The sequence below is a fragment of the Streptomyces sp. NRRL F-5727 genome, from assembly GCF_000719555.1.
Taxonomy (GTDB): Bacteria; Actinomycetota; Actinomycetes; order Streptomycetales; family Streptomycetaceae; genus Streptomyces.
The window spans coordinates 34,294-46,775 of sequence record NZ_JOGX01000052.1 but is presented as its reverse complement, the minus strand read 5'-3'; the positions used below and the strand labels follow the sequence as shown (position 1 = coordinate 46,775).

Genomic DNA, 12,482 nt, shown 5'->3' with positions numbered 1-12,482 from the left:
GATCCTCTGCGGCCTCTTCGCCGACCTCCTCGGCCTGCCCGGGACCGGCATCGACGACGACTTCTTCGCCCACGGCGGCCACTCCCTCCTCGCCGCCCGGCTGATCACCCGCGTGCGGGCCGCGCTCGGCGTGGAGATGACCGTCCGCGACCTGTTCCAGGCGCCGACCCCCGCCGGTCTCGCCGACCGGCTCGACTCCGCCGCCCTGGCCCGGCGCGCCCTGCGCCCGGCTCCCCGCCCCGAGGCGCCGCCGCTCTCCTTCGCGCAGCAGCGCCTCTGGTTCTTCAGCCGGGTGGAGCGCAGCCCCCTCTACAACGTGCCCTTCGCCGTCCGGCTGCGCGGCCCCCTGGACCGCCGGGCCCTCCAGGACGCGCTCGCCGACGCCGTCCGCCGGCACGAATCACTCCGCACCCGCTTCCCCGAGTCCGACTCCGGCCCCTGGCAGGACGTGCTGCCGCCCGAAGCGGCCGACGTGCCCTGGGAGTTCTCCGCCACCGACGAGGACCGGCTGACCGACGTCCTCAGCGCGGCCGCCCGCCGGCCCTTCGACCTGACCACCGGACTGCCGCTGCGCGCCGCCCTGTTCACGCTCGGCGACGACGACCACGTGCTCCTGCTCGTCCTCCACCACATCGTCTGTGACGGCTGGTCCATGGGCGCCCTCGCCCGCGAGGTCGCCGACGGCTACACGGCCCGTGCCGCCGGCCGGGACGCCGTACGCCCCGAACTGCCCGTGCAGTACGCGGACTACACGCTCTGGCAGCAGGACGTCCTCGGTCGCGCCGACGATCCGGACAGCCTCGCCGCCCGCCAGCTCGCGCACTGGCGGAACGTCCTCGCGGACCTCCCCGAGGAGCTGGCCCTGCCCGCCGACCGCCCCCGCCCCGCCGTGCCCGGCCACCGTGGCGACGCGGTGCCGCTGGCGCTCGACGCCGAGGTCCACGGCCGGGTGGTCGAGCTGGCCCGGGCGTGCGGTGCGACCGTGTTCATGGTGTGCCAGGCGGCCCTGGCCGGGCTCCTCACCCGGCTCGGCGCGGGGACCGACGTACCGCTGGGGACGCCCGTGGCCGGCCGGACCGACGAGGCCTTGGACGAGCTCGTCGGCTTCTTCGTCAACACGCTCGTGCTGCGCACGGACACGTCCGGCGACCCGACCTTCCGCGCCCTGGTCCGCCGGGTCAGGGACGCCGACCTGGACGCGTTCGCGCACCAGGACCTGCCGTTCGAGCGGCTGGTGGAGGAGCTGAACCCGGCCCGCTCCCTCGCCCGCCACCCCCTCTTCCAGATCGTGGGCATCGAGGAGCGGTACGACTCCGAGGGGCGGCCCGCCGGACTCGACTGGACGCTCGGCTACGCCTCCGACCTCTTCGACCACGCCACCGTGGAGCTGCTGGCCCGGCGCCTGTCCGTCCTGCTCACCGCCCTCGCCGAAGACCCCGACCGGGCCCTCGGCTCCGTCGACCTCCTCACCGGCGAGGAGCACGACCGGATCCGGCACCACTGGAACGACACCACCGCCGCCGTCGAGGCCACCACCCTGCCTCGGCTCTTCGCCGGCCAGGCCCGCCGCACCCCCGACGCCACCGCCGTCCTCTTCGAGGACCAGCGGATCGACTACGCCGCGCTCGACGCCCGCGCCGACCACCTCGCCCGGCACCTCGTCGCCCACGGCGCCGGCCCCGAACGCGTCGTCGCCGTCGCCCTGCCCCGCTCGGTGGAACTCCTCGTCGCCCTGCACGCCGTGCACAAGGCCGGCGCCGCCTATCTGCCCGTCGACCCCGACTACCCGCGCGACCGCGTCGCCCACATGCTCGACGACGCGGCACCCGTCCTCGTCCTCACCCCCGACCTCACCGCCCGACTCGAAGCCGCCCCGGCGCCCGCCTCCGTCCACGCGCTCCCCGAGGCCCGGCCCGACCACCCCGCCTACGTCATCTACACCTCGGGTTCCACCGGCCGCCCCAAGGGCGTCGTCGTCACCCACGCCGCCATCGTGAACCGGCTGGCCTGGATGCAGCACGCCTACGGCCTCGAACCCGGCGAGCGGGTGCTCCAGAAGACCCCGTCCAGCTTCGACGTCTCCGTCTGGGAGTTCTTCTGGCCGCTGATCACCGGCGCCACCCTGGTCGTCGCCCGGCCCGAGGGCCACAAGGACCCCGACCACCTCGCCCACCTGATCCGGCGCCACTCCGTCACCACCGTCCACTTCGTGCCCTCGATGCTGGAGGCGTTCCTCGCCGCCGCCGACGTCACCGCCTGCCGCTCCCTGCGGCGCGTCATCTGCAGCGGCGAGGCCCTGCCCACCGCCCTCGCCGAACGGTTCGCCGCCGCGAGCACGGCCGAGCTGCACAACCTCTACGGGCCGACCGAGGCCGCCGTCGACGTCACCAGCCACCGCTTCGACCCCGCCGACACGGCCACCGGATCACCGGCCGGCGCCGCCGGCGTCCCCATCGGGCGCCCCGTGTGGAACACCGGCGTCCACGTCCTGGACGCCGCACTGCGCCCGGTGCCGCCCGGCGTGACCGGTGAGCTGTACCTCTCCGGCGTCCAGCTCGCCCGCGGCTACCTCGGCCGCCCCGGCCTCACCGCCGAACGCTTCACCGCGGCCCCCTTCGGACCGCCCGGCGGCCGGATGTACCGCACCGGCGACCTCGCCCGGTGGCGCGCCGACGGCGCCGTGGAGTTCCTCGGCCGCGCCGACGACCAGGTCAAGCTCCGCGGCTTTCGCATCGAACTCGGCGAGATCACGGCCGTGTTGACCCGCCACCCCGAGGTCCGCCAGGCGGCCGTCGTGGTCCGCGAGGACCGGCCCGGCGACCGGCGCCTCGTCGCGTACGTCGTCGGCGGCCCGAACGGGGCGGCGGCGGACGACGGGGACGACACCGGCGCGCTGCGCGACCACGCCGCCCGGGCCCTGCCCGCCCACATGGTCCCGAGCCTCTTCGTCCGGCTCGACGCGCTGCCCCTCGGCCCCAGCGGCAAGCTCGACCGCCGCCGGCTGCCCCGGCCCGCCCTCACGGAGACCACCGGCGCACGAGGCCCGAGGGACAGCCGCGAGGAGACGCTGTGCGGGCTGTTCGCCGAAGTGCTCGGCGTGGACACCGTCGGCATCGACGACGGCTTCTTCGACCTCGGCGGCCACTCCCTCCTCGCCACCCGCCTGATCACCGGCATCCGCCGCGCCTTCGGCGTCGACCTCGGCATCCAGGCCCTCTTCGAGGCCCCCACCGTCGCCGGCCTCGCCCCCCGCCTCGACCGCACCGGCCCCACCAGGCCGGCCCGGGCCGGCAGCTCGCTCGCCTCCCCGCTGCCGCTGCGCCCGCACGGTGCCGCCACCCAGGCCGCACCCCTCTTCTGCGTCCACCCCGCGGCCGGGATCAGCTGGGTGTACGCCGGTCTGCTCCGGCACCTCGGCCCCGAGCGGCCGGTGTACGGGCTCCAGGCCCGCGGCCTCACCCCGCCGGACCTGCCGGCGGCCGGGCTCGACGCGATGGTCAAGGACTACCTCGCCCAGCTCCGCTCGGTGCAGCCCGAAGGGCCGTACCACCTGCTCGGCTGGTCCTTCGGCGGCCTCGTCGCCCACGCCCTGGCGACCCGGCTGCGCGCCGAGGGACAGCAGGTCGCCCTCCTGGCGATCATGGACGGCTACCCGCATCATTCCGCCGACGGCACCGGCGGCCACACCGGCGAGCCCACCGCACCCGGCGGCGCCACACCCGTGCCGCCGTCCTGGCAGGCCGGCGGGCCGCCGCCCGCCCACTGCCCGGCGACGCTCGCCGCCCTGCTCGCCTCCCTGGGCCTCCCGGTCCCCGCCGAACCCCTGACCTTCACCCGCTTCGAGCAGGCCGTCCGCCAGGACGCCGGACCGCTCGTCGACTTCACCAGCAGCCAACTCGCCTCCCTTGCAGAGGTGTTCTCCGCCAACGTCCGGCTGCGCCACGACTTCGTCCCCGAACGCTTCGACGGCGACCTGCTGTTCTTCGCCGCCACCGAAGGCCGCACCGGCCACCGGCCGGACCCGCGGGACTGGCAGCCGTACGTCGCCGGCCGGATCGACGTCCACGACGTGCCCTGCGCCCACGGCGCCATGACCCGCCCCGATCCGCTCGCCCGCATCGCCGGCGTCCTCGCCGACCGGCTCACCCCGCCGGCGCACTGATCCACCGACCACCCGTCCCTCCCGTCACCTCCCCACCCAGGAGACCGCATGCGCACCGACACCACCGTCACCACGACCGTCGCCCCCGCCGCCTCCACCGAGGCCCAGGTGCGCCACTACTACGACCTCGTCGACGCCGGCGACGTCCCCGGCCTCGTCAGCCTGTTCACCCCCGACGCCGTCTACCACCGCCCGGGCTACCCGCCCTTCGACGGCCACGAGGGCCTCACCCGCTTCTACGGCGGCACCCGGGTCATCCGCGCCGGCCGCCACACCCTCACCACCCTCGTCGCCGAGGGCTCCGACATCGCCGTCCACGGCGAGTTCCACGGCGAGCTCCACGACGGCACCGCGGTCGCACTGCGCTTCGCCGACTTCTTCCGGATCGCCGCCGACGGCCGCTTCGCCCGCCGCGACACCTTCTTCTTCGCGCCGCTCGTCTGACCGGCCCGCGCCGGCACCCCTCCACCACCCCGCCACCACCCCGACGACCCGTAAGGACCCGCCATGACGCTCACCTTCGACCACGACTCCGCCGCCGCGTCCGCGCCCCAGCCCGTCCGCGCCCCCGGCCACGGCGACGCCTTCACCGACCACATGTACACGCTCTCCTGGAACCCCGCCGACGGCTGGCACAAGCCCGAGCTCGGCCGGCTCCGGCCGCTCACCCTGCACCCGGGGACCATCGGCCTGCACTACGCCCAGGTCATCTTCGAGGGGCTGAAGGCCCACCGGCAGACCGACGGCGGCGTGGCCGTCTTCCGGCCGTGGGACCACGCCCGCCGCTTCCAGCGCTCCGCCCGCCGGCTGGCCATGCCGGAGCTGCCCGAGGACGTCTTCGTCGACTCCATCGAGCAGGTGCTCCGGGCCGACCAGGGCCTGCTCTCCGACGACCCGAGCCACAGCATCTACCTGCGCCCGATGATGTTCGGCGCGGACGCCAACCTGATGCTCCGCCCCTCCCACACGTACGAGTACCTGATGATGGCGTTCGTCGCGGGCGGCTTCTTCGGCAAGGCCATGGAGACCGTCTCCGTGTGGATCAGCCACGAGCACAGCCGCGCCATCCCGGGCGGCACCGGCAACGTCAAGTGCGCCGGGAACTACTCCGGTTCGTTCGTCGCCCAGCTCCAGGCCCAGGAGGCCGGCTGCCAGCAGGTCGTCTGGCTGGACCCGCTGGAGCGCACCTGGATCGAGGAGATGGGCGGCATGAACATGTTCTTCGTGCGCGGCTCGGGACCCGGTGCCGAGATCGTCACCCCCGCCCTCAGCGGTTCGCTGCTCCCCGGCGTCACCCGCGACACGCTGCTCGGCATCGCCGAGAGCATGGGCTACGTCCCCCGCGAGGAGAGGATCTCGCTGGAGCAGTGGCGGCGGGAATGCGCGCAGGGCCGCATCACCGAGGTGTTCGCCTCCGGGACGGCCGCCGTCGTCACCCCCGTCGGCCACGTCAGGGACCGGGACGGCGACTGGACGATCGGCGACGGCGAGCCCGGCCCCGTGACGCTCGCGATGCGCGAGGCACTGGTGGACCTCCACCACGGCACCGCCCCCGACCCGAAGGGCTGGCTCCACCGCATCTCCTGACGCCCCGCGGCCGACGCCCCCCGCCCTCCGGTGCCGCCGGGCGCGGGGGGAGGGCCACGGGTAGCGTGGTGGGGAGGGAGGGACGAGAGACGACCCGTCGGCACTGCCGGAGGACGGACTTCCCCTGTGACTCCCCGCCGGCCGGACGCCGCCGCACCGCGCCCGGCCCCCCACGACGGCTCCGCGCCCCACCGGCCGCGGAGCCGGTGGCGTGGGCCCCTCGGCACCTGGTGGGCCGTGGCTCTCACGGTCGCCGTCCTCGCCGCCGCCAATCTGCTCCTGAACCACTGGACCGGGCTGCTCCGGCTGGTGACGGCCCTCGCCGTGACCGCGCTGCTCCTCGGTCTGCTGCGCTGGGCGGGCGGCACCCTGGCGGACGCCGGCCTGGCGGCCGGGACCCGGGCGCGCGGGGCCCGGTGGGCGCTGGTCCTGATGGCTCTGGTGGGAGCCGGCTACGCCGTCGCCGCGCTCGTCCCGGCGACCCGCTCCCTGTTCGAGGACCGGCGGTACGAGGGGATGACGGGCGCCGAGCTGGCGGTGCGCGTCCTCGTGGTGGTCCCGGTCGGCACCGTGCTGGTGGAGGAGGTCGCCTTCCGCGGCGTGCTGTACGGGCTGGTGCGGCGGGCCCGCGGGACGGTCTGGGCGACGGCCGTGTCGAGTCTCCTGTTCGGCCTCTGGCACGTCCTTCCGTCGCTGCACCTGGCCACCGCGAAACCGGCGCTGACGGGCGTCTTCGGGGACTCCGCGGCCGGCTCGGTCGCCGCGGTCGCGGCCGCCGTGCTCTTCACCGCGGCGGGCGGCGTCGTCTTCTGCGAACTGCGGCGCCGCAGCGGCAGCCTGCTGGCGCCCATGGGGCTCCACTGGGCGCTCAACGCGTTCGGGTACGTCGTCGGGTTCGCGCTGCGCTGACCGGGCGCCGCCCCGCGCACCGGGGCGTCACTCCTCCGGCGGCCGGATGACCTCGCGGAGCCGTTCCAGGTCCTGCGGGGTGACGTCCGCCGGCCGCATGACCGCGTTCCAGGCGTCGACGTACGCGGCCTTGTACGTGTGCCCGTGCCCGTCGGGGACGCCCGTGGAGAACGGCAGGTCGGCGGTGACCTGCCAGAAGGTCACGAACGGGATCCAGACCATCTCCTCCAGCACGTCGCCGCCGGGGGCCTCGCCGATCCAGTCGGGCTGCGTGAACGCCAGGTCCGGGCTCCACCAGACGATCGGGTCGGACGGGTGCATGAGGTACAGCACCCGGGTCCCGTCCCAGGGCCGGTCGGCCGGGGTGATGCCGGTGGTCGGGTCGTCGGTGAACCTGACGGTCCGGCCGTCCTTGTAGACGGGCTCGATCTCGGGGCTTCCCGGTTCCCGGTGGTCGCTGAACTCGCGGAAGAGGGTGTTGAAGTTCGGCGGGCCGGCGAAGACCGTGCCGGCCGTGCGGTTGCGCAGGTCGTACTCGCCGCTGAACGCGGTCTCCCCGCCGAACGAGCCGAGGCTCTCGCCGGCGACGAAGAGCCGCGGACGCTCGTCCTGGGGCAGCTTGGACCAGACGTCGTAGACCGCGTCGAAGAGCTCCCGGCCGGCCTCCCGGGCCTTGGACTGGTCCACCAGGTAGGAGAGCCAGGACGGCAGGTACGAGTACTGCATCGCGACGGTCGCCGCGTCGCCGTCGCCGAGGTACTCGAAGGAGTCCACGGCGGCGGGATCGACCCAGCCGCTGCCCGTGGTGGTCATGACGAGCAGGTTCGCGCGCTCGAAGCCGCCGGCCCGTTCCAGGTCCGCGACGGCCCGCTCCGCGCGGGTCTCGGCGTCGTCGGCGGTCTGGAGCCCGGCGTAGGCCCGGACAGGCTCCTGCGCGGAGCGGTGGGTGAACGCGCCGATGTCCCGCGCCGTCGGACCGCTGCCGGTGAAGGCCCGCCCCTGGTAGCCCAGGGTGTCCCACGGCACCAGCGAGCCGGGCCCGCCGGAGCGCAGGGCTGACGTGGGCTGGTGCACGCCCTCGGGCGTCTCGTCGTCCCGTACCGAGAACGCCTCGTTGACCGCGTTCACGAAACCGGAGAGGAGCACCCCGCTGACCACCGACCACGCCAGGGCCGCCACGGCGATCCAGCCGACCGCCCGGGCGGCGCGCGGGCCGATCCAACGCCGAAGGAGCCCGGCGGCCCGCCGGTACAGCCATCGCAGTCCCCGGCCGGCCGTCAGCAGCAGCCAGAAGACGAGGGCGGCGACGAACGGGCAGGCGACGGCGGCGGGGACGCTGTACTCCGTGACGCCCATGAGCGCGCGGATCTCGTGCTGCCAGTACTGCCCGAACCCGAACGCGAGCCCGAACAGCACGACCGCGGCGATGCCCAGGCCCTGCCACGACCGGACCGACGCGGGACGCGCCTCCCGGTCGGCGAAGGCCCGCCAGACGTACGCCGCGACCACGCCGAGCCCGTACCCGATCGCCGCGCTGATGCCGCAGATCAGCCCCTGGAGGAAGCCGCCGCGGGGGAGCAGCGACGGTGTGAAGGAGAGGCAGGCGAGCAGCAGCGCGCCCCAGCAGCCGGGAAGCGTGAGGTCGAGCCGGAACGGCCGACGACGCTTCCCGGCGCCCGCGGCGCCGTCCGGCGCGGTCCCGTCCGGCTCGGGATCGGCCGTCGCGGAGCCGGAGCCGTCCGGCCTGGGATCGGCCGTCGGGGAGTCGTCCGGCGGGGAGTCGGCCGACGGGGAGTCGTGCGGGTCAGGGGCCATGGCTGTCCTCCGACCGCCATGGTCCCAAGGGGCATCCCGGCGTGCCACCCGGGCCCGTCCGGCGCCCCGCTCCATGCCCGCTCCGACCTCCCTCTCTCGCCCTCTCGGCCGCCGTGGCGGATCCCCCCGTGGATCAGCGTGCCAAGGAGGCGTCGGCGAGTGCCGCGCGGGCCGCCTCCTCGGCGACGGCGCGGTCCTGCGGGACCAGGCCGATTCGGGTGCGGCGGTCGAGGACGTCGGCGACGTCGAGGGCGCCCTCGTGCCGGACGGCCCACACCAGTTCGGCGCCGGTGACGGGGTGGCCGGGCACCACGGGTTCGGCGAGCGCCGGGTCGTGGAGGCCGAGGGCGTGGACGGCCGGGGCCTCGGAGCCGTACCGGTGCACGAGCCGCGGCGGGACGTCGAGTCCGGCGAGGACGCGCGGGGCGGCGGCGCCGACCAGCGGGACGGACGCGGTGCGGCACGGTCCGGCCTCCAGGGCGCGGGCGGCCACGGCGGCGTCGACGGCGTCCTGCGCCATCCGCCGGTACGTGGTCAGCTTGCCGCCGACGACGGTGACGACGCCGTCGGGGGAGGTGAGGACCGCGTGCCGGCGCGAGATGTCGGCGGTGCGGCCCGCCGCGTCCCGGGTGTCGAGCAGCGGCCGCAGGCCCGCGAAGGCGCCGACGACGTCGGACCGCCGGACGGTGACGTCCAGCGCGGAGCCCAGCACGTCGAGGAGGAAGCCGATGTCGGTCTCGGGGACCTCGGGCACGTCGGGGACGTCGCCGTCGAGGGGCTCGTCGGTGAGACCCACGTACACCCGTCCGTCGCCCTGGGGGAGGACCAGCACGAAGCGGTTGGTCTCGCCGGGGATCGGGATGTGCAGGCCGGCCGAGAGCCGGCCCAGGTCCTCGGCGCGCAGCACCAGATGGGTGCCGCGCGAGGGCCGCAGCCGGACGTCGTCGACGAGCCCGCCCGCCCACACGCCGGTCGCGTTGACGACCGTGCGCGCGCGGATCCGCAGCGTCTCGCCGGTGGTCTCGTCGCGGACCACCGCCCCGTCGCCGTGGAGTTCGAGGGCCCGCGTGCGGGTGAGGATCCGGGCGCCGTACGCCGCGGCGGTGCGCGCGATCGCGGTCACGAGGCGGGCGTCGTCGGAGAGCCTGCCGTCCCAGGAGAGCAGTCCGCCGCGCAGGCCGGTGGAGCGCAGGGCCGGGGCGAGGTGGCGGGTCTCGACGGCGGAGAGGGCACGCGGCCGGGGCAGCGTGCCGCGCGAGGTGCGGGCCCCGATCCGCAACAGGTCGCCCGCGAGGAACCCGGCCTGGGCGAGGGCCGCCTGGGCGCGGCCGACCAGCGGGGTGAGGGGCAGCACGAAGGGCTGGGCGCGGACCAGGTGGGGGGCGGTGCGCTCCATGAGGACGCCGCGCTCGACGGCGCTCTCGTGGGCGACGTCGAGCTGGCCCGAGGCGAGGTAGCGCAGCCCGCCGTGGATCAGCTTGGAGCTCCAGCGGGAGGTTCCGAACGCGAGGTCGTGGGCGTCGATCGCGACGACGTCGAGCCCCCGGGTGGCCGCGTCGAGCGCGGCTCCGGCTCCGGTGGCGCCGAGCCCGACGACGAGGACGTCGACGGTCCGGTCACCGTGGGCCGTGCCGTCGGCCAGTCGTTCCAGTTCGCGCCGGCGGCGCTCGGCGTTCAGCGAGGAACCGGGCAGGGCGGTGCCGCTCGTGGGGTTCACGGGGTGAGGGTCCTCTCCAGCAGGGTGCGCAGCTCGTCGAGGAAGGCGGCTTCGCTCAGTTCGGGATCGCTCTCGTCGGTCATGGTGCGCAGCGAGAGCGTGAAGGACTGGACGACCAGCAGCAGCGAGCGGGCCTGGAGGTCGGCCCGGACCCGGCGTACGGACCCGTCCTCGTGGCCGTCCTCCAGCGCGCCGTGGAGGAGGCCCAGGAGGGCGTCCTGGCTGGCGCCCCGCCGGTCGAGGACGTAGGGGAGCAGCAGCTCCGGGTCCACGTCGAGGATCTTGTGGAAGAGCGGGTGCGCCCGGAACGCGGCGGCGCCCGCGACGAGCCCCTCGACGATCCGCTCCCGCTCCGGCCGGTCGTCGTCGGGCGGGGGCATCGCCCCGGCGGCGACGCCGATCCACTCACGGGTCATCAGGTCGCCGACCAGGCTGCGCACGTCGGGCCAGCGCCGGTAGAGCGTCATCCGGGACACCCCCGCGCGCCGGGCGACGTCGGTGAGGGTGGTGCGTCGTACGCCGACGGCGAGCACGCAGTCGCGTGCGGCGTCGAGCACGGGATCTCCGTCTGCATGGTTGTGACGAATGGGCGTCATCTGTCACAGTGTAATGCCAGTGCGGGCCGAGCGGCAGAGCCGTCCGTGAAACAGACCGTGAGGAACCTCTCGAAGTGGACATGTTGTGGAGCGGCTGGGGCGACCCGGCCAAGGCGGCACCCCTGCCCGACGCGGTCACCGGCCTCCTGCGCGACCTGCTCGGCGTCACGCCCCGCGAGGGCGGCCCCGCCGCCCTCGACGCGATCGAACCGCCCGCCCCGGCCCTCACCGACGAGGCCCGCGCCGCGCTGCGCACGGCCGTCGCCGCTCCGGACGGCGTCCGCGACGACGCAGAGAGCCGGATCCGGCACACCCGCGGCAAGTCCACCCCCGACCTGCTCCGCATCCGCGCCGGCGAGGTCGACGACATCCCCGCCGCCGTCGTGCTCCCGGCCGGACACGACGAGGTCCTCGCCGTGCTGAGCGCCTGCGCCGAACACGGCCTCGCCGCCGTGCCCTTCGGCGGCGGCACCTCCGTCGTCGGCGGCCTCGCCCCCACCACCAAGCGGCCCGTCGTCGCCCTCGACCTGCGTCGCATGGACCAGCTGCTCGCCGTCGACGAGGTCTCCCGCACCGCCACCCTCCAGCCCGGCCTGCGCGGCCCCCGCTGCGAGGAACTGCTCAACGCCCGGGGCTGGACGCTCGGCCACTTCCCCCAGTCCTTCGAATGGGCCTCCGTCGGCGGCTTCGCCGCGGCCCGCTCCAGCGGCCAGGCGTCCGCCGGCTACGGCCGCTTCGACGAGATGGTCCTCGGCCTCACCGTCGCCACCCCCGAAGGCACCCTGGAGACCGGCCGGGCCCCCCGCTCGGCCGCCGGACCCGACCTCCGCCAGCTGATCCTCGGCTCCGAGGGCGCCCTCGGCGTGATCACCGCGGTCACCGTCCGCATCCGCCCCCTCCCGGCCCGGCGGATCTACGAGGGCTGGCGCTTCGAATCCTTCGAGGCGGGCACGGCGGCGCTGCGCCGCCTCGCCCAGGACGGTCCCCGCCCCACGGTGCTGCGGCTCTCCGACGAGTCGGAGACCTTCGTCGGCCTCGCGCAGCCGGACGCCATCGGCAGCGCCGCACTCCCGCCGAACCCCGGCTGCATGGCGATCGTCGGCTACGAGGGCACCGAGGAGGAGACCGCCGCCCGCCGCGCCGCCGCCCGTGAGGTCCTGCTCGCCTGCGACGGCGAGTTCCTCGGCGAGGAGCCCGGCGACCGCTGGGAGCACGGCCGCTACAACGCGCCCTACCTCCGCGACTCCCTCCTCGACGCCGGCGCCTTCGCCGAGACGCTGGAGACCGCCGCCTTCTGGTCCGCGATCCCCGGCCTCTACGCCGCCGTCCGGGACGCCCTCACGACCACGCTCACCGAGGCCGGCACCCCGCCGCTCGTCATGTGCCACATCTCGCACACCTACGAGAACGGCGCCTCCCTCTACTTCACCGTCGTCTCCGCGCAGGGCGAGGACCCGGTCGCCCACTGGGAGCCGGCCAAGCGGGCGGCCAACGACGCCATCCTGGCGGCCGGCGGCACCATCAGCCATCATCACGGCGTCGGCACCGACCACCGCGACGGGTACGTCCGGGAGATCGGCCCGCTCGGCATCCGCATGCTCCAGGCCGTCAAGGCCGAGATCGACCCGTCCGGCGTGCTCAACCCCGGAGTCCTCGTCCCCGTCCGCTGACCACCTCTCCCGCCGCCCGGAGGTCT

8 protein-coding genes are annotated in these 12,482 nt (G+C 75.3%); 5 read left to right on the top strand and 3 right to left on the bottom strand.

Going from position 1 to position 12,482, the window contains the following annotated elements; translation table 11 throughout:
• From IF73_RS0128095 to IF73_RS0128080, 4 genes are all read left to right on the top strand, one after another.
• Positions 1 to 4,162: non-ribosomal peptide synthetase (locus IF73_RS0128095; RefSeq protein WP_037880705.1), on the top strand; the 4,162-nt coding region annotated here is incomplete at its 5' end.
• A gap of 48 nt (positions 4,163 to 4,210) precedes the next feature.
• Entirely contained in the window at positions 4,211 to 4,606 is a 396-nt protein-coding gene (locus IF73_RS0128090; RefSeq protein ID WP_031012983.1) for a nuclear transport factor 2 family protein, read from the top strand.
• A gap of 63 nt (positions 4,607 to 4,669) precedes the next feature.
• Positions 4,670 to 5,749, top strand: a complete 1,080-nt coding sequence (locus IF73_RS0128085) for a branched-chain amino acid aminotransferase (protein ID WP_031012981.1) — start codon at positions 4,670 to 4,672, stop codon at positions 5,747 to 5,749.
• 237 nt (positions 5,750 to 5,986) lie between these two features.
• Entirely contained in the window at positions 5,987 to 6,658 is a 672-nt protein-coding gene (locus tag IF73_RS0128080; RefSeq protein WP_031012979.1) for a CPBP family intramembrane glutamic endopeptidase, read from the top strand.
• A gap of 27 nt (positions 6,659 to 6,685) precedes the next feature.
• Here IF73_RS0128080 and IF73_RS0128075 read toward each other — a convergent pair whose 3' ends face one another.
• From IF73_RS0128075 to IF73_RS0128065, 3 genes are all read right to left on the bottom strand, one after another.
• Positions 6,686 to 8,473, bottom strand: a complete 1,788-nt coding sequence (locus IF73_RS0128075) for an alpha/beta hydrolase (protein ID WP_199806728.1) — start codon at positions 8,471 to 8,473, stop codon at positions 6,686 to 6,688.
• Between the two features lie 133 nt (positions 8,474 to 8,606).
• Positions 8,607 to 10,190 carry a glycerol-3-phosphate dehydrogenase/oxidase gene (locus IF73_RS0128070; protein ID WP_031012977.1) on the bottom strand — a complete coding sequence of 528 codons (1,584 nt, stop codon included), beginning with the start codon at positions 10,188 to 10,190 and terminating at the stop codon, positions 8,607 to 8,609.
• Positions 10,187 to 10,786: a TetR/AcrR family transcriptional regulator gene (locus IF73_RS0128065; RefSeq protein WP_078868294.1), complete on the bottom strand. Its 600-nt coding sequence runs from the start codon at positions 10,784 to 10,786 to the stop codon at positions 10,187 to 10,189. The genes IF73_RS0128070 and IF73_RS0128065 overlap by 4 nt, the downstream gene beginning before the upstream one ends.
• Positions 10,787 to 10,860: 74 nt before the next feature.
• Here IF73_RS0128065 and IF73_RS0128060 point away from each other — a divergent pair, with 74 nt between their 5' ends.
• The gene (locus tag IF73_RS0128060; RefSeq protein ID WP_031012974.1) at positions 10,861 to 12,456 is read left to right on the top strand and encodes an FAD-binding oxidoreductase; all 1,596 of its coding nucleotides are present in this window, start codon (positions 10,861 to 10,863) and stop codon (positions 12,454 to 12,456) included.
• Positions 12,457 to 12,482: the final 26 nt, after the last annotated feature.

Coding starts and splice junctions, on each gene's coding strand:
- IF73_RS0128090 (WP_031012983.1), top strand. CDS start 4,211: ATGCGCACCGACACCACCGTCACCACGACCGTCGCCCCCGCCGCCTCC.
- IF73_RS0128085 (WP_031012981.1), top strand. CDS start 4,670: ATGACGCTCACCTTCGACCACGACTCCGCCGCCGCGTCCGCGCCCCAG.
- IF73_RS0128075 (WP_199806728.1), bottom strand. CDS start 8,473: ATGGCCCCTGACCCGCACGACTCCCCGTCGGCCGACTCCCCGCCGGAC.
- IF73_RS0128065 (WP_078868294.1), bottom strand. CDS start 10,786: ATGACGCCCATTCGTCACAACCATGCAGACGGAGATCCCGTGCTCGAC.